General features: G+C 71.1%; 20 protein-coding genes. 10 read left to right on the forward strand and 10 right to left on the reverse strand.

The genetic code is table 11. The annotated features are described in order from the left end of the window. Window positions 1–233 precede the first annotated feature (233 nt). The 3 genes from IE231_RS11670 to IE231_RS11680 are packed head-to-tail and all read left to right on the forward strand — an operon-like array spanning window position 234 to window position 3,333. Window positions 234–1,838, forward strand: a complete 1,605-nt coding sequence (locus IE231_RS11670) for a PucR family transcriptional regulator (protein ID WP_189694147.1) — start codon at window positions 234–236, stop codon at window positions 1,836–1,838. Further along, the gene (locus IE231_RS11675; RefSeq protein WP_189694148.1) at window positions 1,835–2,779 is read left to right on the forward strand and encodes a glutaminase; all 945 of its coding nucleotides are present in this window, start codon (window positions 1,835–1,837) and stop codon (window positions 2,777–2,779) included. Before IE231_RS11670 ends, IE231_RS11675 begins: the two co-directional genes overlap by 4 nt. A 56-nt stretch (window positions 2,780–2,835) precedes the next feature. Then, a complete protein-coding gene (locus IE231_RS11680) occupies window positions 2,836–3,333 on the forward strand; it encodes an NUDIX hydrolase (RefSeq protein WP_189694149.1) in 498 nt (165 codons plus the stop codon). Here IE231_RS11680 and IE231_RS11685 read toward each other — a convergent pair. Both IE231_RS11685 and IE231_RS11690 read right to left on the reverse strand, forming a co-directional pair. Beyond that, window positions 3,296–4,087 (reverse strand): alpha/beta fold hydrolase, encoded by a 792-nt coding sequence (locus tag IE231_RS11685; RefSeq protein WP_189694150.1) that lies wholly within the window; start codon window positions 4,085–4,087, stop codon window positions 3,296–3,298. The genes IE231_RS11680 and IE231_RS11685 overlap by 38 nt on opposite strands. 91 nt (window positions 4,088–4,178) lie before the next feature. Next, window positions 4,179–4,931, reverse strand: coding sequence for a LysR family substrate-binding domain-containing protein (locus tag IE231_RS11690; protein ID WP_189694151.1), 753 nt, complete (start codon window positions 4,929–4,931; stop codon window positions 4,179–4,181). A gap of 55 nt (window positions 4,932–4,986) precedes the next feature. Between IE231_RS11690 and IE231_RS11695 the strand changes: the two genes are divergently transcribed. Then, a complete protein-coding gene (locus tag IE231_RS11695; protein ID WP_189694202.1) occupies window positions 4,987–5,406 on the forward strand; it encodes a DUF5997 family protein in 420 nt (139 codons plus the stop codon). Window positions 5,407–5,435: 29 nt separating this feature from the next. Here IE231_RS11695 and IE231_RS11700 read toward each other — a convergent pair whose 3' ends face one another. The 5 genes from IE231_RS11700 to IE231_RS11720 all read right to left on the reverse strand — a co-directional run bounded on the left by IE231_RS11700 (window position 5,436) and on the right by IE231_RS11720 (window position 9,017). Beyond that, window positions 5,436–5,636 (reverse strand): hypothetical protein, encoded by a 201-nt coding sequence (locus tag IE231_RS11700; RefSeq protein ID WP_189694152.1) that lies wholly within the window; start codon window positions 5,634–5,636, stop codon window positions 5,436–5,438. A gap of 91 nt (window positions 5,637–5,727) precedes the next feature. Beyond that, the gene (locus IE231_RS11705; protein ID WP_189694153.1) at window positions 5,728–6,789 is read right to left on the reverse strand and encodes a 2,3-butanediol dehydrogenase; all 1,062 of its coding nucleotides are present in this window, start codon (window positions 6,787–6,789) and stop codon (window positions 5,728–5,730) included. Between the two features lie 82 nt (window positions 6,790–6,871). Continuing rightward, entirely contained in the window at window positions 6,872–7,681 is an 810-nt protein-coding gene (locus IE231_RS11710) for a glycoside hydrolase family 25 domain-containing protein (RefSeq protein ID WP_189694154.1), read from the reverse strand. A 41-nt stretch (window positions 7,682–7,722) separates the two neighbouring features. Continuing rightward, entirely contained in the window at window positions 7,723–8,568 is an 846-nt protein-coding gene (locus IE231_RS11715; RefSeq protein ID WP_189694155.1) for a glycoside hydrolase family 25 domain-containing protein, read from the reverse strand. Window positions 8,569–8,642: 74 nt separating this feature from the next. Beyond that, complete coding sequence (locus tag IE231_RS11720) at window positions 8,643–9,017, reverse strand: VOC family protein (protein WP_189694156.1); 375 nt, start codon at window positions 9,015–9,017, stop codon at window positions 8,643–8,645. Window positions 9,018–9,153: 136 nt separating this feature from the next. On the opposite strand from IE231_RS11720, the gene IE231_RS11725 reads away from it, so the two are divergent. After that, the gene (locus IE231_RS11725; RefSeq protein WP_189694157.1) at window positions 9,154–10,254 is read left to right on the forward strand and encodes a D-TA family PLP-dependent enzyme; all 1,101 of its coding nucleotides are present in this window, start codon (window positions 9,154–9,156) and stop codon (window positions 10,252–10,254) included. A 33-nt stretch (window positions 10,255–10,287) separates the two neighbouring features. Here the strand turns inward: IE231_RS11725 and IE231_RS11730 are convergent, their stop codons facing one another. The 3 genes from IE231_RS11730 to IE231_RS11740 all read right to left on the reverse strand — a co-directional run bounded on the left by IE231_RS11730 (window position 10,288) and on the right by IE231_RS11740 (window position 12,758). Further along, on the reverse strand, window positions 10,288–10,659 hold the full coding sequence (locus IE231_RS11730; protein WP_189694158.1) for a universal stress protein: 372 nt from the start codon (window positions 10,657–10,659) through the stop codon (window positions 10,288–10,290). Next, the gene (locus IE231_RS11735) at window positions 10,656–11,420 is read right to left on the reverse strand and encodes a sulfite exporter TauE/SafE family protein (protein ID WP_189694159.1); all 765 of its coding nucleotides are present in this window, start codon (window positions 11,418–11,420) and stop codon (window positions 10,656–10,658) included. Before IE231_RS11735 ends, IE231_RS11730 begins: the two co-directional genes overlap by 4 nt. A 141-nt stretch (window positions 11,421–11,561) precedes the next feature. After that, complete coding sequence (locus tag IE231_RS11740; protein WP_201896954.1) at window positions 11,562–12,758, reverse strand: NAD(P)/FAD-dependent oxidoreductase; 1,197 nt, start codon at window positions 12,756–12,758, stop codon at window positions 11,562–11,564. Window positions 12,759–12,966: 208 nt separating this feature from the next. Between IE231_RS11740 and IE231_RS11745 the strand changes: the two genes are divergently transcribed. From IE231_RS11745 to IE231_RS11765, 5 genes are all read left to right on the forward strand, one after another. Then, window positions 12,967–14,286: a serine hydrolase domain-containing protein gene (locus tag IE231_RS11745; RefSeq protein WP_189694160.1), complete on the forward strand. Its 1,320-nt coding sequence runs from the start codon at window positions 12,967–12,969 to the stop codon at window positions 14,284–14,286. A 78-nt stretch (window positions 14,287–14,364) separates the two neighbouring features. Continuing rightward, on the forward strand, window positions 14,365–16,125 hold the full coding sequence (locus IE231_RS11750) for a sensor histidine kinase (protein WP_189694161.1): 1,761 nt from the start codon (window positions 14,365–14,367) through the stop codon (window positions 16,123–16,125). Further along, entirely contained in the window at window positions 16,116–16,766 is a 651-nt protein-coding gene (locus IE231_RS11755) for a response regulator transcription factor (protein ID WP_189694162.1), read from the forward strand. Before IE231_RS11750 ends, IE231_RS11755 begins: the two co-directional genes overlap by 10 nt. Window positions 16,767–16,876: 110 nt before the next feature. Then, window positions 16,877–17,203, forward strand: a complete 327-nt coding sequence (locus IE231_RS11760; RefSeq protein ID WP_201896948.1) for an ArsR/SmtB family transcription factor — start codon at window positions 16,877–16,879, stop codon at window positions 17,201–17,203. Beyond that, on the forward strand, window positions 17,200–17,610 hold the full coding sequence (locus tag IE231_RS11765; RefSeq protein WP_189694164.1) for an arsenate reductase ArsC: 411 nt from the start codon (window positions 17,200–17,202) through the stop codon (window positions 17,608–17,610). Before IE231_RS11760 ends, IE231_RS11765 begins: the two co-directional genes overlap by 4 nt. Window positions 17,611–17,612: the final 2 nt, after the last annotated feature.

Raw genomic sequence — 17,612 nt, forward strand, 5'->3', positions numbered from 1 at the left:
CCCGGCGCACGCGGGCGCCTGACCTCCTCCAGGGCGTGGGACCGTCACTGCCGAAGTGACGCCCCACGCCCTGGCGCGTTCTGGCGAGGCCCTCGCCTTGGGCAGCAGCCCAAAGGATCACGGACAGCATGGGGCTGCACCACAGAAACAGCCCGACGTGAGCCGCCTACCATGAATCGACGGCGGCGCAATGAGGCGCCGCCGCACATCATCAGGGCAGTGAAGGACTAGCTGTGGGATCAGTCAGCGTCGACGACATCTTGGAAGACCTCCCAACGGCGCTGGGCCGGCTCATCACCCGCCCGAGCCCCACCAACTCGCCCGTGGCCCAGGCCCTCATCCTCGACTCCGAGGACATCGACCGCGACGTTTCCGGCGCACTGGCCTGCCTCATGGGGGTCCGCGGACGGGAGGCGCTGCCCATGGTGCGACGTCTCGCGCAGAGCCGGCCGGTCGCCGTCGCCCTCAAGGGCGCTCCCGGGGAGACCCTGGAGATCGAGGAACTGCTGCGCGCTGCGGGGGTCGGCCTGTTCCTCGTCGATCCGTCGGCCGGCTGGGATGCGTTCCTCTCCCTCGTGAACGGGCGCATCCAGACCACGGACTACCACAGCGACGTCCTGGCGCTGCTCCAGGAGGACCTGTTCGCCATTGCGCAGACCACAGCGAGGCTCACCTCCAGCCACGTCGTCATCGAGGATGCGGCGAACAAGGTCCTCGCCTACTCGACGGTCACCAATGACATCGACGAGCTGCGTCGGGCGTCTATCCTGACCCGCCGGGGGCCCCGGAAGTACGAGACGATGCTCAAGGACCTCGGCGCCTACCGGGAACTCCACCGGAGCCATGGGGTGGTCCGGGTGGCTGCGCGCCCCGAGGACGGCCTCAAGGAACGGGCCGCCGTGGCGATCTTCGCGGGCGAACGCGTGCTCGGCTACATCTGGCTGCAGGAGACGGGCTTCGGGTTCGGCGCCCACGTCGACGAGGTGCTCGTGGGAGCAGCCCGCCGGGCGGCGTCGGAGCTGGTCCGGCACCGGAACCAGCAGTCCGTCCACCTGCGCGAGGATCGGATCGCCCGTCTCCTCTCCACTCCGGACGAGGCGACCGCGAGCGCGCAGTTCTCCCGGATCGATCCGGAGCGGCCCGCCTGCCTCCTGCTCATCGGGCTCTCCGCAGAGGACCTCCGATCGGCCGAGGCAGAGCTGAAGCACGGGGAGCTTGCCAACCTCGCCTCGATCCTCGCCGCCGCGTGCAAGGATTCGGCCATCGTCGGCCAGCACCGGGGCCAGACCGCCATCATCGTCCCGGACCTGCGCTCGGCCAACGCGGCCGCGACGCTGCGGACCCTCGCGGAGGCCATCGCGAGGGACGCCCGCCAGCATCTGGGCCTCACGGTGCACATCGCGATCGGTCAGATCGCGCCCAGCCTGACAGCGCTGCGCTCCACGAGCGCCGAGACGGAGGCACTGCTGCGCACGATGCGTCTGAGCGGGAGGCGGCAGCAGGTCGCGACGCTGGACGACTTCGAGGCGGAAGTGCTCCTCGACGAGGCGGTCCGCGCGCTGGAGTCGTCTCCGTTCCGCCACCGGGCCCTGACGCGGCTGTGCCTCGAGGAGGAAGAGCTGGCGCGGACACTGCAGGGCTATCTCGCCTCGGGCACGGACGTCGCCGAGTGCGGGAAGCGACTGAACCTGCACAGGAACACGGTGTACTACCGGGTGGCGAAGGCGAGCCGGATGACCGACCTGGACTTCAGCCAGCCCGCGCACGCCGCGATTGCGCTGCTCCACCTCGAGCTCTGGGCCTCCCACCGCCTCTCCCAGCCGGTGGGGCAGGTATGAGCACCGCACTCGCCACGGGGCTGCGGCAGACCCTGGACGAGCTTGTCCGTGCCCACCGACCGGCCGCGCCGGTCGGGCGGGTGCCCGACTCGATCCCGCATCTGCACTCGGTGGACCCCACGAGCTTCGGGATCGCCGTCGCCACCGTCGACGGGGAGGTGACCTCCGCCGGCGACGCCGACGTGCCGTTCTCCATCCAGAGCATCTCCAAGGTCTTCTCACTGTCCCTGGCCCTCCGCCACGACCCGGGCCAGACCCTGTGGCAGCGGGTGCTGCGGGAGCCGTCGGGCACCGCCTTCAACTCCCTGGTCCAGCTCGAAGCCGAATCCGGCATTCCCCGCAATCCGTTCATCAACGCCGGCGCCCTCGTGGTCACCGACTTCCTCCTCGAAGCACGCGGGGACGCCTGCGGAGAGGTGCTTGCCTTCCTGCGCGCCCTCTCGGGGAGCACGGCGCCGGCCGTCGACGAGGCGGCCTCGGCAGCGGAGCTCGGGAGCAGCAGCAGGAACTTCGCCCTCGCGAACTTCCTGGCAGACTTCGGCAATCTCCGGCGCCCGGTGCCCGAGGTGGTGGAGCACTACGTGCGGCACTGCTCGATCACCATGAGCTGCCGTGACCTCGCCCGGGCGGGAGTGTTCCTGGCCGACGCCGGGCGGGGCGCACCCGCGGTGGCCACGCCCTCGGCGGTTCTCTCCGCCGAGGACACACGGCGGGTCAACTCCATCATGCTCACGTGCGGCATGTACGACGCCGCGGGGGAGTTCGCGTACCGGGTCGGGCTTCCCGGCAAGAGCGGCGTGGGCGGGGGCATCCTGGCCGTCGCCCCGGGCCGCGGCGCCGTGTGCGTCTGGAGCCCGGGGCTCGATGCCAAGGGCAACTCCGTGGCGGGCTCGGCAGCCCTCGCCGATCTCTCCTCGCGCATCGGATGGTCCATCTTCTGAGCACGTCCCCGGCTTCCGGTCGGGAAGGAGCGGTAGATTGCCAGCATGGTGCTGCGATGCCGGTGACGAGCGCGGGAATCCTGCTGTACCGCTGGGCCGAGGGTGGGGCCGGTCCCTCACTCGAGGTGTGGATTGCGCACATGGGGGGACCGTTCTGGGCCCGCAAGGACGAACGCGCCTGGTCCATCCCGAAGGGCATCTACGAGGAGGGTGAGGACCCCCTCGCGGCGGCCAAGCGCGAGTTCGCCGAGGAAATCGGCACCCCGCCGCCCGAGGCGGAGTACCGTCTGCTCGGAGAGTTCCGGCAGCCCTCGGGGAAGCGGCTCACGGTGTTCACCGCCGAGGCGGACTTCGCCCCGGAATCGATCGTGAGCAACACCTTCCCGCTCGAATGGCCGCGGGGATCGGGCCGCATGCTTGATGTTCCGGAGATCGACCGCGCCGAGTGGGTGCCGGAGCCGACCGCCCGGGAGAAGCTCGTCAAGGGCCAGCTGCCGCTGCTCGACGCCCTTCCCGTCAGGGGGCGTCAAGGAAGGACAGGACGTCCTTCGTGAAGCCGGGGGTGAGCGACACCCCGACGTGGCCGCGGCCGTAGTACATGATCAGCTGCCCTCGGGGAAGCCCCCGGGCGGTCTCGCGGAAGACCTCCGGCCCGTACGGCGTGTCCTCGTCGCCGCCGATCACGAGCGTCGGGACTCCGATCGCCGCGAGGCGGTCGGTCATGTCGAAGGCGTCCTCCGCGCGGAGCACCGCCGCGACGTCCGCCGTCGGCCCCCTGTACATCCATGGCCCCGCGAGCCACCCGGCCAAGCCCTCGAGGCTACGGGCTGCCGGCCGCACGCCCGCCAGGCGGGCCAGCTCCGCCCCCGCGCCCCGCAGGTCCCCAGCCTCGATCCTCGCGAGCAGGGCCCGCTGGCCCGCCTTGCCGGCGGGGCCCAGCCGGCAGCCCGAAGCCACGAGCACAAGGCGGCGCACGAGCGTGGGATGGTCCGCCGCGAGCTGCAGCGCGACGGTGCCCCCCGTCGAGATGCCCAGCACGTCGACCGGGGCACCGAGCCGGGGCAGGCACGCGGCGTAGTCGGCCGCGATCTCCGCCATGCCGGCAGTGGGCTCGAGGCCGGGGCGACGGTTGACCCACCACACGGTGCGATGACGGGCGAGCGGGCCAAGCTGACGCGTCTCGGCGAGGAAAGCCGGCCCGCGCGGAACCTCGTGCCGGGGTGTGAGTCCGGGCAGGACCACGAGCGGCGGCCCCGCACCCATCGAGAACGTCGGCATCCCCTCGAAGGGGTCATCCTTCTCCCCCACCGCGCAGCCTTAGGCGACCTTGATCTGGGGTTCCATTCTGCTCAGGCTAGTCCGCCACCGGCCCGAGCGGGAGGTCCAGAGGCCGCAGGAATCACCGGCCCCGGCGCTTGCCTGCCCCCGGACGGCCCTTCCCGGGGCGTCCGCCGCCGGATCGCGCGCCGGGCCGGCCGCCGCGGGCAGCCTTCGCCGCCCGGGAAGACTCGTTGCGTGCGCGCGCCTCCTTGGACTGCGACGCCGCGAGGTCCTCGCGGCGCTTCTTCGCAGCCTCCTGCTGGCCCCGCTGCACGGAGGCCTGCCGCGAGCTGTTGGCACCTCTGCCGCGCACCACCCCGATGAACTCCTGGATGGCCTCCGCCTCGTTGTCACGCCTCCACGCGACCGCGACGCCGAACGGCTCCAGGCCCGTCACGGGGCGGTACCGCAGGTCCTTCCGGTTGAAGTGCCGCACCACGGACATCGGCATGATCGCGAGCCCCGCCCCACCCTCGACCAGGTCCAGGCGATCGGAGGGGCCGCCGTTGTACTCGAAGAGCTCATCCTCGACCTCGGCGAAAGGGACCTCCTCGAAGGCCTGGATCTCATGGCCCTTGGGTGCGACGACGACCGGCAGCTCTTCGTAGAGCGGGATGACGTGCAGCTCCTCCCGGTCCTTGTCCACGGGCAGCCGGACGAAGGCGATGTCCGCCCGCCCGTCGCGCAGTACCGCGAGCTGCTCCGCGTCGTCGACCATCGCCGAGGCGAGCGGGTGCCCGGGGAAGCGCTCCTCCCACCGGTGGAACCACTTGCCGGGGGCCACACCCGCGACGAAGGCGACCCTCAGGGGCGGAGCACTCTCGGACTGCATGGGTCAACGGTAGCCTTGATCCATGAGCTCGAACCCCCAGGGCGCGTCCCAGTCCATGAAGCCGGCCACCGCCGCGAAGAAGCTCGGCATCTTCCTTCCCGCCGCCCCCGCGGAGTTCCAAGAGGGCGTGGTGACGCGCGAGGAGTTCGACTCGCTGCGGGAGAACCCGCCGGCGTGGCTCACCGAGCTGCGCGAGAAGGGTCCTCACCCGCGGCCGGTCGTCGCCCAGAAGCTCAACGTGACCATCTCGGGTCTCGCCCGCGCCGGGATCACCGAGGCGCTCACCACCGATGAGATCGCCGCGCTGCTCGCGGACCGGCCCCAGTGGCTCCAGGCCGAGCGGGCCAACATGGCGGCCGTGCGCGAGGAGGCCCGGCGCGTCAAGGCGGAGGCTGAGCAGAAGGCCGCCAAGTCGGCCTCTGCCAAGCACGGCGCCGCGGCGGAGCGGTCGCTGCGCGGCGGGCGCCACGGCTGAGCTGACCGGCGCTCAGCCCATGGTGGTTCTCAGTCCTCGCCTATACCCTCGGCCTTGACCACCGGCGCCTTCGCAGAGAGATAGTGGATGCCGCCGACGATCCCGGCCGCGCTGGCCTCCTCAGCGGGGAGGGTCGCGAGCCCGAACAGCCCGACGCCGAGGGCAGCCAGACAAGCGGCGCCGAGGCCCGCCCGTCGTGGCGTGGGCTGTGGGGCTGACCTGTTCTCCATGGCACCAGCGTCCCGCCGGGCGCTGTGCATGCCCCCGCCGGTAGCTGTGCCCCGCCCATGAAGGGACGGCCAGCCCCTGAATGGGCACAGCTCAGGCGTTGGGATTGACCAGGATCTTCACGTGGTGCTCATTGTTGTTGATGAGCTGGTCGAAGCCTTCCGTGATGAGGTCGTCCAGGGGGATCTTGGCGGTGATGAACGGCGCCAGGTCGAGCTTGCCGGACTGGACCAGGGCGATCGTGCTTGGGTGGTCGTTCGCGTAGCCGATGGTCCCGCGCAGGTCGAGTTCCTTGAGCACGAGAGAGGGCATGTCCACCTGAGGCTTGTGGCCCCAGATGGAGACGTTGACGATCACTCCGCCCGGCCGGACCGTGGCCATGAGCATGTCCAGGACCGCCGGGACGGAGCTGCACTCGAACCCCACGTCGGCGCCCCTGCCGCCGGTCAGGGCCCGGACCTGTTCGGCGACGTCGCCCTCCCGTGGGTCGAAGACCTCGTCCGCCACTCCGGTCTCGCGCGCCATCTTCTTACGCGCCTCGCTCAGCTCGGAGACGTACACCGTCAGCCCGGAGGCTTTGAGCACAGCGGAGGTCAGAAGGCCGATCGGTCCCGCCCCGCCCACGATGGCGGCGTCCCCGGCCTTCGCCCCGCTGCGGACGAACGCGTGATGCCCCACAGACAGAGGTTCGATCAACGCGGCCTGGTCGAGGGGGATGTCGCCAATGGGGTGGACCCACCGCCGCTGGACCACGATCTTCTGGGACAGTCCTCCGCCCCGACCGCCCAGCCCGATGAAGTTCATGTCCTTCGAGAGCTGGTACGCCTGGCCGGGCCCCGTGTCGACGTCGTCGTGGACGATGTAGGGCTCGACGACGACGTTCTGGCCCACCTCGAGATCAGTGACGCCCTCGCCGAGGGCAGTGATGGTGCCCGAGAACTCGTGGCCGATAGTGACCGGTGCCTCCTCTCCCGAGATCGGCTGGGGCGAACCCTTGGGCGGGATGAAGATCGGCCCCTCGAGGTACTCGTGGAGGTCCGTACCGCAGATGCCGCACCACGCGACGTCGATCGCCACGGTGCCGGGCTTGAGCTCGGGCTCCGGGATGTCCTCGATGCGGATGTCCTTGCGGTCGTAGTAGCGGGCAGCTTTCATGACGGACCCCTTCCGTGGTGACGCTGGATGACGCCAGCCTAGCCACGCGGGTGAGCGTTCTGAAGGGACGGCCAGCCCCTGTTCAGCCGCCGCAGGGGTAGTTGTAGTCGAGGCCGGTAGTGTACTGGGTGAGCACCACGTGGCCGCCGGCCATGAGCGGGTCGAGCTTGCAGTTCGCCGCGGCATCCTCGGCGGAGAGCGCGCCGGGGAGCCAGCTGTTGAGTGTGTACAGGGGGCTCGTGGAGCTTACCGTCCCGATCAGGTCCTCCCACATGTACGGCGAGGAGTAGACGCCGACCCTTACGCCTTCATGGCTGAACGCGGCCGCCATGCCCTCGAGGACAGCGCGGTTTCCCGCGGCGTCCGCCTGCCATGTGTTGCCGGTCTCGACGTCGAGCCACCACGTGTACGCCGACGGCGACGCCAGGAGGCCCGCGGCCTGTGCGGCCGGGGCGAGGCGCCCCGCCATGTCCTCCATGGCCCTATCCCACCCGTACTGCCACGAGCACGCGGTCGAGCCGGAGCCGTCGCACGTACCGTACGGCGTGCTCCCGCTGCCAGGCCACGAGGACGACGGCGACGGGCCGCCCGGGTTGTCCGTGTTGACGTAGAGCTGCACCGTGGACTGGAAGGTCCCTCCCCGGGAGGCCACGGCCCACCGCAGCTGGTCCGCGAGGCACGGGTTCGTGGTGCTCGCCCTGCCGCCGTTGACGCCGACGATCGCGAACGCGCCGTCCGCAGGAAGCGATGCGCCGCACTGGGGCCACGAGACATCGATGCCCAGCGCCGGGCCCGCGCCACCGTCGGAGCTGCCTGGCGCGGCCATGGCCGGTGAGGAGCCGAAGGGAATCAGGCCGAGGACGAGCGCCAGCGCGGCGGCGAGTCGCTTCATGCCGAAAAGTATCGCGCGGGACGCTCGCGCGCGCGAGGGGGTCAGCCGATGCAGGAGATGTCGTAGTCGGTATCCCCCGAGACGAACTGGGTCAGCGTGACGCGGCCCCCCGCCGTGAGGGGGGCCGCGCTGCAGGCAAGCTGGGCGTTGCGCTGGCTCGACCCGCCCGGCCGCCAGTTGTCCAGGCCGAGGAGGTTGCTTCCGGCAGGAACGGTCCCGGCAATCGTGCCCCACTGGCTCGCCGTGGCGTAGAGCCCCACCTTGGCGCCGCGCGAGGTGAAGTGCTCTGTCATCCCTTCGAGGACGGCGCGGTTGCTGGCCTGCTCGTCCGCGGTGCCGCCCGTCTTCCAGGTGTTGCCGAGCTCCACGTCGAGCCACCACGTGTAGGCGGCAGGGTCGGTCGTGATCCCGGCGGCTGAGGCTGCCGGGACGAAGCGCTGGTCAACGTCCTCCTGCGCCCGGTTCCAGCCGTACTGCCACGCGCAGGCCAGGCTGTCGCTCCCGTCGCACGTGCCGTAGGGGGTCCCCGAGGGCGAGGTCGTGGGCCACGACGCCGTTCCGAGGCCGCCCGGGTTGGCCGTGTTGACGTAGAGCTGCGCCTTCGGCTGCGCGGTGGTGCCCGTGGACTTGGCGGCCCACGCGAGCTGGTCCGCCAGGCAGGGGTTGGTTGTGGTGGCGAGCCCGTCATTGACGCCGACGATGCCGAACGCCTGGCCCGCGGGATAGGCCTTGCCGCACTGGGGCCAGGAGATGTCCGCGCCGAGGGTCGAACCTGAACCGGACCCGGACCCGCCGCCCTTCCCGCCCGACGGTGCGGCGAGCGCGGGTTGGGCCGCGAAGGCAGCGAAGACGAGGGTCAGGGCGATGGCGGCCGCGGTGCGTCTCATACGGGTCAGTATTGTTCACTGCTTCGGGCGCCCGCCACGCCCTCAGGGATGAAGTCCCCGAATGGCCCGGGGCATCAGTCCTGGTGGAGCCGGATGATGTTCCCGCACGTGTCCTCGAAGTCGACCATGACGCCCGAGGGATCCTCCGTGGGCTCTCCACGGAAGACGACGCCGTCGGCGGTCAGCCTCTCGTAGTCCGCCCGCACATCCGGCGACCCGAGGACGATGGCCGGCAGCCCGGCGTCGTACACGCCCTTCCGGTACGCCTCAGCCACCGGGTTCCCGCTCGGCTCGAGCAGCAGCCCCACCCCGCCCGAATCCGGTGACGACACGATGAACAGGCTTGCCTCGGGCATCGCGAGCAACGTGTCGAAACCGAGCGTCTCCGTGTAGAAGGCGTGCGCCGCGGCCGGGTCGATGACGTGGATGGAGCACATCTTGATCCTCATGCGCACAGCCTACGGCCGGCCTCGGACAGCGCACGACGGCGGGCGGCGCCTTATTCTGCGGCCGCTCGCCGGACGGCGGCCGCCGCCACCGTTGCCTAAGCTGGTCGGGCCAGCCGAGTCCGACCCGAGGAAGCCCATGACTGCCGTCCCGCCCGAGATCGACACGCCCGACATCCTTGTGGACCGCGACATCCTCGAGCGGAACATCGCACGTATGGCGGAGGCGGTCGCGGCCAAGGGACTCGCCCTGCGTCCGCACGCCAAGACGCACAAGATCCCCGAGATCGCGGACCTCCAGCTCGCGGCGGGTGCCGGGGGGCTGACCGTGGCGACGATCGGCGAGGCCGAGGTGTTCGCCGAGCGCGGCGTGGCAGACCTCTTCATCGCGTACCCGCTGTGGGTCGGGCCCCGCGAGGCGGAGCGGCTGCGCCGCCTCTCCGGGACGGCACGGATCGCGGTCGGGACGGACTCCGCCGAGGGCGCCCTTCAGATGGGTGCGAGCCTCGGCGACGCGGCTGCCGGCATCGAGGTGCTCGTCGAGATCGACAGCGGCCACCACCGCAGCGGCGTCGCGCCCGGCCAGGCCGTGGGAGTGGCGCGGGCCGCGGCGGAGGCCGGGCTCTCCGTGGCGGGAGTCTTCACGTTCCCCGGGCATTCCTACGCCCCGGGGATGCCGGCGGAGGCCGCGGCCCAGGAGCAGCGCGCCCTCGCCGAGGCCGCCGAGCGGCTCGCGCAGGCAGGGTTCGAGGTGACCCGGGTGAGCGGCGGCTCCACGCCGAGCGCCCTCCTCACGGAGCCAGGCGACACCACGGAGGTGCGGCCCGGAGTGTACGTGTTCGGCGACGCGCAGCAGCTCGAGCTCGGCCGGTGCGCGCCGGAGGAGATCGCACTGACGGTCGCCGCGACCGTCGTGAGCCGCCACGAAGGCTCAGAGGAGATCCCCCGGCGCATCGTCCTCGACGCAGGCTCCAAAGTGCTCGGCGGGGACAGGCCCGCGTGGACCACGGGATTCGGCAGGCTCCTCGACCTTCCCGACGCGAGGATCACGGCCCTGTCCGAGCACCACGCGACCGTCGTCGTCCCGGACGGGGATCCCCTGCCCGCCCTGGGCGAGCGCGTGCGCGTGGTGCCGAACCACGTATGCGTGGCGGTGAACCTCGTTGACGACGTCGCCGTGGTGCGCGGGGGCGAGGTCGTGGGCCGGTGGAAGGTGGCGGCCCGCGGCCGGAACCGGTAGGCGGGGCAGCGCCGGCCGATCAGTCCCGGCCGATCAGTCCCGGCCGGGACGCACCACGAGGACGGGGCACGCGGCGTGGTGTGTGAGCTGCGACGAGACCGAGCCGAGGAGCAGGCCGGCAAAGCCGCCGCGCCCGCGTGAGCCCACAACCAGCAGGTCCGCCTCGTGGGAGGCCTCGGCGAGCGCCTGGGCAGCATGCCCATGGACCACCTCGAAGGCCACCGGCACCCCGGCGGCGCCGAGCCGGGAGGCTTCCTCGGTCTGGACCTGCTCGGCATCCTTGCGGTACTCGTCGTAGTCGGGCTCGGCGCCGGCCGCGTCGCCCAGCGCCGGATAGTGCCAGGCGGTGATCACCCGGCGCCCGGGGAGGGGTCTCGTCGCCCACGGTTCCATGGAAGAGGTCATCGCACGAGCGCCTGGACTGCGACGTAGACGGCGACCACGAGGACGAGCACCGCGAATCCGCGCTTGAGCACAGGCTCGGGAAGCCTGCGTCCCAAGCGCCCGGCGATCAGGGATGCGGCCATCGCCGCGACGGCGAACGCGCCGACCACCATCCAGTCGAAGTGCATCTCGCCCGCGTGGGCCGCAAGGCCAGCGAGGGAGTTGATGACGATGATCACGAGCGACGTGCCGACTGTCAGGGCCATCGGGAGGCCGAGCACGAGGGCGAGGGCAGGCACGATGAGGAACCCTCCCCCGACGCCGAGCAGCCCGGTGAGGAAGCCCACGACCACCCCCGTGAGAATGGCCTTGGGGAGGCAGCTGCGCCACTCCACCCCGCCGTCGGGCAGGGCGCAGGAGCCGCCCACGGCCTCGGTCGTGCGCAGCATGCGGATCGCGGCGACGACCATGATGGCGGCGAACACGAGCAGGAGGATCCGCTGGTCGAGCATCCGGTTGACTGCGGCTCCGAGGTACGCGGTGAGCGTGCCGGCCGCACCGATGACCACCGCGAGGCGCCAGTTGACCCCCCTGCGCACGCGGGGCAGGACGGCGACTGCGGAGGAGGCGCCGACCACCACGAGGGAGCCGGGTATGGCCGCGGCGAGCGGAAGGCCGACGCCGTAGACGAGCGCCGGGACGGCGAGGATGGAGCCGCCGCCGCCCACGAGGCCGAGCAGCCCGCCGACGATGGCGCCGAATGCCAGAGCGGGGAGGATCATCGGGTGCTGGCCGCCTTCCGGTGCGGTGTGGGTGTGTCCGTCATAGCTTCCTTCGTGGTGAGGGGGTCGTCGGCTCGCCGGCGGCGGCAGTGAGCGCACGACGGCGGGTGGCCGCCCGCCGTCGTGCGCTCGCGCTGCGTGTCACGCCCTCCCGGGGAGGATGAGCCGCCAGTACATGAACGGCAGGACGTAGCGCTTGAGGAGCCACATGTCCCACCGCTCGTGGGTGGTATCGATGAGCGGGATGCTCGGGGCAGGCTGGAGCGTGTAGTCGAACTCGGCGAGCAGCATGCGGTTGCGTGCGGTGGTGAGCGGGCACGAGCCGTACCCGCTGTAGCGGGCCTCGGCGGCCTCACCTTCCATCACGGACAGCAGGTTCTGGACCAGCACGGGGGCCTGCTTGCGGATCGCGGCGCCCGTCTTCGAGTTCGGGGTCGAGCCGGCATCACCGAGCGCGAACACGTTCGGATAGCGGGTGTGCTGGAGGGTGTGCTTGTCCACCTCGACGTAGCCTGCGGGGTTGCTGGGGTCCGCCAGGTCGGTCGCCTTGAGCCAGTCGGGCGCGCACTGCGGGGGCACGGCGTGCAGCATGTCGTAGTGCAGCGTCTCCTGCGTGCCGGAGGCGTGGTCGGTGATGACCGCCTCCTGCGCCGCCGGATCCACGGAGGTCATCTCGCTGTTCTTGCGGACCTCGATGCCGTACTTGGCCACGACCCTCTCGAGCTCGTCGGCGAACACCTTCACGCCGAACATCCCAGGGGTCGGGAGCACCATCACGATCCGGATGTCGTCGAGCACCCCCTGCTCGCGCCAGTAGTCGGCGGCGAGGTAGGCGATCTTCTGCGGGGCACCGGCGCACTTGATCGGGCCCGACGGCATGGTGAACATGGCTGTGCCGGACCGCATGCTCCGGATGAGCTCCCAGGTCTTGGGCGCGAGGTCGTACCGGAAGTTGCTGGACGCTGCGGGAGATTCGACGGCCTCGGCCATTCCGGGGATCTTGTCCCAGTCCAGCTGAATCCCGGGGGACACGACGAGGTAGTCGTAGCTGATCTCGGCCCCGGCCGCCGTGGTGACCACCTGGGCCTCGGGGTCGATGTGGTTCGCGGCGTCGCGGATCCACGCCACGCCGCGCGGCATGACCGACGCCTGGTCCCGCACGGACTCCTTCTGCGGCGCCCGGCCTCCGCCGACCAGAGTCCAGAGGGGCTGGTAGTAGTGCTTGTCACTGGGCTCGAGGACGGCGATGTCGTTCTGGCCGGCATGGCGCAGCCGCGAGGCCACGCTCAGCCCGGCGTTGCCGCCGCCGATGATCAGGATCTTGTGGTGGATGCCCATCGCTGCGATGCCTTTCGTCAAGGGCCGCCGCTCCCGTGGAATCTGCAGAGGCCTCACCTACAACAATACCCAGGGGGGTATCTGAGCTCAAGTGCTCCCGACCGGGCACCGGTCCGGGGAAGTGGACCTAGGTCCATGTCCCCGGGGCTCCCTACCGTGGAGAATCGGTCTGGGCGCGCCGGCGCCCGGACAACCGGAAGGCAGGGCCATGGAGCGTAGGTGGGTTGCGGGCGGGGTAGCTGTGGCGTTGGCACTGGCCTTGGGCGGCTGCTCCTCGGCCCAGCCCACGGCCTCGGCGAGCGGCACGGGGAGCGGCGCCCCGCCGTCGTCCACGGCCGGAACGGCATCCGCCTCGGCCGGGGGCGGCGCGTGCGTCGCGGACCCGCACGCGGTGGCAACCCGCACGCTCCCTGCCGCGGCGACCGGTCCCATGCCCTCGGCCACCGCAGAAGCGCTCGAGAAGGCCGCGCGTGAGGGCCTCGCCAATGCCTCCGCCGAGGGAGCGATCATGGCCGTCCGCACTCCGCAGGGCACGTGGACCAAAGCACTGGGACTCGCGGACAAGGCCACCGACACGCCGATGACGGACACGATGTACTCGCGCGTCGGCTCCGTGACCAAGACCTTCACCGGCACGCTCATCCTGCAGCTCGTCCAGCAGGGCAAGCTGTCCCTCGAGGACCCCATCGGCAAGTACTTCCCCAGCATCCCCAGAGGCAATGACGTCACGGTCCGCATGCTGCTGGACATGACGAGCGGGATCGCCAGCTACTCCCTCGACGAGTCGTTCCAGCACGAGATCTTCACCAACCCCTCGAAGCAGTGGAACCCGGACGACCTCATCGCGATCGGCCTCGCACTCCCGCGCCCGTTCGAGCCGGGCGCGAAGTTCGACTACTCGAACACCAACACGCTCATCCTCGGCCGGCTCATCGAGAAGCTCACGGACATGTCCTACGCCGAGGCCCTCACGCGGCGCATCGCAGACCCGCTGCACCTCACCGGCACCTCGATGCCCGGTCCGGACGGCGCGCTGCCCTCGCCGCACCCGACGGGCCTCACCCTCCAAGGGCTGCCGGAGGGGCAGAGGACGCCCCAGGACGCGACCGCGTGGAACCCCTCCTGGGGCTGGTCCGCCGGGGCACTGACCTCCACGGCGGCGGACCTGCTCGTGTACGGCCGCGCGCTCGGCACGGGGCAGGGCCTGCTCGACGAGAAGACGCAGGCCCTCCGGTACGCCTCAATCCCCGGGCCGGCGGGGTACGGGCTCGCCGTGGGCTGCATCGACGGCTGGTTCGGCCACACAGGCGAGATCCCCGGCTTCAACGCGGCCCTGTACTACGACACGCGCTCCGACACGACGGTCGCCATCATGGTCAACAGCGACATCCCCTCCGGCGACTGCACCCAGTCGCCCACCCTCCCTGACAACCCGAAGCAGCTGCCGTGCGTCGATCCGGCTGGCCGCATCCTCGTCTCGCTGTCCGCAGCGCTGGGGCACGAGTTCAAGCCGAATCCCAAGTCGTGAGCGGGGCGACAGGGACGTGACGCCGGGACGCAGGGACGTGACCCCGTGACGGCGGGGGTGCCTCCTATGATCGGGGACATGCAGTCGGCAGTGCGGCAGTCGCCGCTCGTGCGCTCGTTCCGGCGGTCCCTGGCAGCCCTGGGTGCGGCTGGCCTGCTTCTTACCCTGCTGCTCGGGGCGCTCATGCCCTGGAGTGAGCCCGGAGGCGCGATGCTCCTGATGCTGCCGGCGGTGTTCCTCGTATACCTCGGCACGGGTCTCCTCGCGTGGCAGCGCCGGCCCAGCAACGCCATGGGCACGCTGATCGTCGGGGCAGGCGGAACGATGTACCTGGGCAATCTGGTCAACACCGATGTCCCGGCCTTCCAGACAGTCGGGGTGGTCTGCTCCACGCTCCTGCTCGCGGCCGTGGTCCACCTCCTGCATGCCTTTCCCTCGGGCGGGCTGCACGGCCGCACCTCGGTGGCCACCGTGGTCGCGGGCTATGCAGTCGCACTCGTGCTCCAGGCCCCGCAGTACCTCTTCGACCCGCGGAGCCCGGCGCCCTGGCTCGCCATCGCCGACCTCCCGGGTGCCGCATCAGCGGGCGGGGCCGTGCAGCGCGCCGCTGGGGCCCTTGTCATGATCGCCACTGCCGCCCTGCTCGCACGGCGCTGGGTCCAGGCACCCCCGCGGCAGCGCCGCGTGCTCGGGCCGGTCTACGCGTACGGACTGCTCGCCGTGCTGTTCATCCCCTTCAGCTCGGCCCTCCTCGAAGGCCTCCTGCAGTTCCCTGCCACGGTCCGCGGGGTCCTCCAGTTCGCCGTGCTCGGCGGGATTCCCATTGCCTTCGCCCTCGGGGTGCTCCTGGGCGGGTTCGCACGGAGCGGCGAGGTCGAGGAACTCGGCGCATGGCTGGGGCTCTCGGGCGGGGGCCGGCCCGGCGTCGCCGCGGCCCTCGCCGCGACCCTCGGCGACCCGTCACTGCGTCTGTCCTACTGGGTCCCGGAGCGGGAACTGTTCGTGGACGCCCAGGGCCGCCCGGTCCGCGACGGTCCCGGTGCACCGCAGCCGCCCGGCCGCAACGCCGTCCGCATCGACGTCAACGGCGCCCCCGTCGGAGGCATCACCTACGACTCATCCCTCATCGGCGACCCGGAACTCGTGCTGACCGCGGGGCGCGTGGTGGCGATCGCCGTCGACCGCGAGCGCCTCACCGCCGACCTCCGGGCGAGCCACGTGGAGCTGCAGCGCTCCCGAGAGCGGCTGGTCAAGGCGATCGACTCGGAGCGGCGCCGCATCGCCCAGGACCTCCACGACGGCATCCAGATGCGGCTCGTGCTCCTGGCACTCGAGGCGCAGCGGGTGGGCACTGCCCCGGCAGGGGAGGTCGCTTCCCGTGCCTCTGCGCTGCGTGAGGAGATCGACGCCGCGGCAGCGGACCTGCGGCAGCTCGTGCACGCCGTCATGCCCGCCGGTCTCGTCGAGCGGGGCCTCTGGGCCGCGATCGAAGACCTCACCGACCGCATGCCCATCCCGACCCGCGTCGACATGACGCCCGTCACCGGCCGCCGCGCACTCCCCCAGTCCGTGGAGAGCACAGCGTACTTCGTGGTGGCCGAAGCCCTGGCCAACACCGTCAAGCACGCCGCGGCTGACTCCGCGGCCGTACGCCTGGACCTGGACGGCGGAGTGCTGCGGATCGAGGTGCACGACGACGGTCTGGGCGCCGCCGCGGCGAACGGCGGCGCCGGGCTGCGCGGCCTCGCCGACCGGGTCGACGTCCTGGCCGGACGGCTCGAGCTCACGAGTGAGCCGGGCTGCGGCACCCATGTGAAGGTGGAGCTCCCATGCGCGTAGTCATCGGCGAAGACGAGGCCCTGCTGCGGCGCGGGCTGCAGCTCGTGCTGGAGGATGCAGGGATGGACGTGGTCGCCGCGGCTCCGGATGCGGAGGCCCTCGAGCGCGCCGTCGACGAGCACCTTCCCGACCTCGTGGTCACGGACATCCGGATGCCCCCGACCCACACCGACGAGGGACTCCTCGCGGCGCTGCGGATCCGCGAGGCGCACGAGGCGACGGCCGTCGTCGTGCTCTCCCAGCACGTCCAGCGGAGGTACGCCCGCGAGCTCCTCGCCTCTCCCGGCGGCCGGGTGGGCTACCTGCTCAAGCAGCGGATCGCGAACGTTGACGCCTTCGTCGCAGACCTCCGCAACGTCGCCGCCGGCGGTACCGCGCTGGACCCGGACGTCGTGTCCGTCATGCTCGCCCGGGCCAAGCACTCGGACAGCGCCGTCCAGGCCCTCACCCCCCGCCAGCAGGAGGTGCTCGCGCTCATGGCCGAGGGGAAGAGCAACGCTCGGATCGCCGCCGAGCTGTTCCTGAGCGAGAAGGCGGTCGTGGCGCACACCTCGAACATCTACGACGCCCTGCGGCTGCCCGTCGACGCCGACTCGCACCGGCGGGTGCTCGCCGTGATGCAGTACCTGTCCCAGGACTGACCAGCCTCCTTGCGGCGGACATCGGGGTATGCGAATATGCACAGGTGTCTATATCGATGTCCGATGCGCCGATCTCGGTCCAGCCTCCTTCCGGCGTGTGCTGTTCTCCGATGACCGGGGAGCCGCTCAGCGCGGCCGAGGCGGAGAAAGTCACCCCGGCCCTCAAGGCCTTGGGCGACCCGGTCCGGCTCAGGCTCATGTCCCTGATCGCGGCCCACGAGGGCGGGGAGGCGTGTGTGTGCGACCTCAACGAGAGCTTCGACCTGTCCCAGCCCACGATCAGCCGGCACCTGAAGATCCTCCACGACGCGGGCCTGCTCGCCCGTGAGAAGCGCGGCGCCTGGGTGTACTACCGCGCCCAGACCGAGGCGCTGACAAGCCTTGCGGCGCTCATCACGGGTGCCGCCGATACCACCGATCGAAAGGTCCTCGCATGAGTAGCAAGCCCTCCGTCCTGTTCGTGTGCGTCCACAACACCGGCCGCTCCCAGATGGCGGCCGCGTACCTCAACCACCTCTCCGGGGGCCGGATCGAGGTGCGGTCCGCGGGTTCAGAGCCCGCCGAGCAGGTCAACCCCGCGGCCGTGGAGGCCATGCTCGAGGAGGGCATCGACATCCGAGCCGAGAAGCCCAAGATCCTGACCACTGAGGCAGTCAAGGACTCCGACGTCGTCATCACGATGGGCTGCGGGGACACGTGCCCCGTGTTCCCCGGCAAGCGCTACGAGGACTGGGAGCTCGAGGATCCGGCCGGCAAGGGCGTGGACTCCGTGCGCCCGATCCGTGACGAGATCAAGGGCCGCATTGAAGGCCTCATTGCCGAGCTGCTCCCGGCGGGCGCGTGAGC

The organism is Sinomonas cellulolyticus (assembly GCF_014656475.1).
GTDB classification, from domain to species: Bacteria; Actinomycetota; Actinomycetes; order Actinomycetales; family Micrococcaceae; genus Sinomonas; species Sinomonas cellulolyticus.

Excerpts from the sequence above, each read along its gene's own strand:
- IE231_RS11735 (WP_189694159.1), bottom strand. The coding sequence starts at position 11,420 with ATGATCCTCCCCGCTCTGGCATTCGGCGCCATCGTCGGCGGGCTGCTC.
- IE231_RS11715 (WP_189694155.1), bottom strand. The coding sequence starts at position 8,568 with ATGAGACGCACCGCGGCCGCCATCGCCCTGACCCTCGTCTTCGCTGCC.
- IE231_RS11695 (WP_189694202.1), top strand. The coding sequence starts at position 4,987 with ATGAAGCCGGCCACCGCCGCGAAGAAGCTCGGCATCTTCCTTCCCGCC.
- IE231_RS11705 (WP_189694153.1), bottom strand. The coding sequence starts at position 6,789 with ATGAAAGCTGCCCGCTACTACGACCGCAAGGACATCCGCATCGAGGAC.
- IE231_RS11710 (WP_189694154.1), bottom strand. The coding sequence starts at position 7,681 with ATGAAGCGACTCGCCGCCGCGCTGGCGCTCGTCCTCGGCCTGATTCCC.
- IE231_RS11680 (WP_189694149.1), top strand. The coding sequence starts at position 2,836 with ATGCCGGTGACGAGCGCGGGAATCCTGCTGTACCGCTGGGCCGAGGGT.
- IE231_RS11730 (WP_189694158.1), bottom strand. The coding sequence starts at position 10,659 with ATGACCTCTTCCATGGAACCGTGGGCGACGAGACCCCTCCCCGGGCGC.
- IE231_RS11720 (WP_189694156.1), bottom strand. The coding sequence starts at position 9,017 with ATGAGGATCAAGATGTGCTCCATCCACGTCATCGACCCGGCCGCGGCG.
- IE231_RS11745 (WP_189694160.1), top strand. The coding sequence starts at position 12,967 with ATGGAGCGTAGGTGGGTTGCGGGCGGGGTAGCTGTGGCGTTGGCACTG.
- IE231_RS11760 (WP_201896948.1), top strand. The coding sequence starts at position 16,877 with ATGACCGGGGAGCCGCTCAGCGCGGCCGAGGCGGAGAAAGTCACCCCG.
- IE231_RS11690 (WP_189694151.1), bottom strand. The coding sequence starts at position 4,931 with ATGCAGTCCGAGAGTGCTCCGCCCCTGAGGGTCGCCTTCGTCGCGGGT.
- IE231_RS11755 (WP_189694162.1), top strand. The coding sequence starts at position 16,116 with ATGCGCGTAGTCATCGGCGAAGACGAGGCCCTGCTGCGGCGCGGGCTG.
- IE231_RS11725 (WP_189694157.1), top strand. The coding sequence starts at position 9,154 with ATGACTGCCGTCCCGCCCGAGATCGACACGCCCGACATCCTTGTGGAC.
- IE231_RS11750 (WP_189694161.1), top strand. The coding sequence starts at position 14,365 with ATGCAGTCGGCAGTGCGGCAGTCGCCGCTCGTGCGCTCGTTCCGGCGG.
- IE231_RS11740 (WP_201896954.1), bottom strand. The coding sequence starts at position 12,758 with ATGGGCATCCACCACAAGATCCTGATCATCGGCGGCGGCAACGCCGGG.
- IE231_RS11675 (WP_189694148.1), top strand. The coding sequence starts at position 1,835 with ATGAGCACCGCACTCGCCACGGGGCTGCGGCAGACCCTGGACGAGCTT.
- IE231_RS11700 (WP_189694152.1), bottom strand. The coding sequence starts at position 5,636 with ATGGAGAACAGGTCAGCCCCACAGCCCACGCCACGACGGGCGGGCCTC.
- IE231_RS11765 (WP_189694164.1), top strand. The coding sequence starts at position 17,200 with ATGAGTAGCAAGCCCTCCGTCCTGTTCGTGTGCGTCCACAACACCGGC.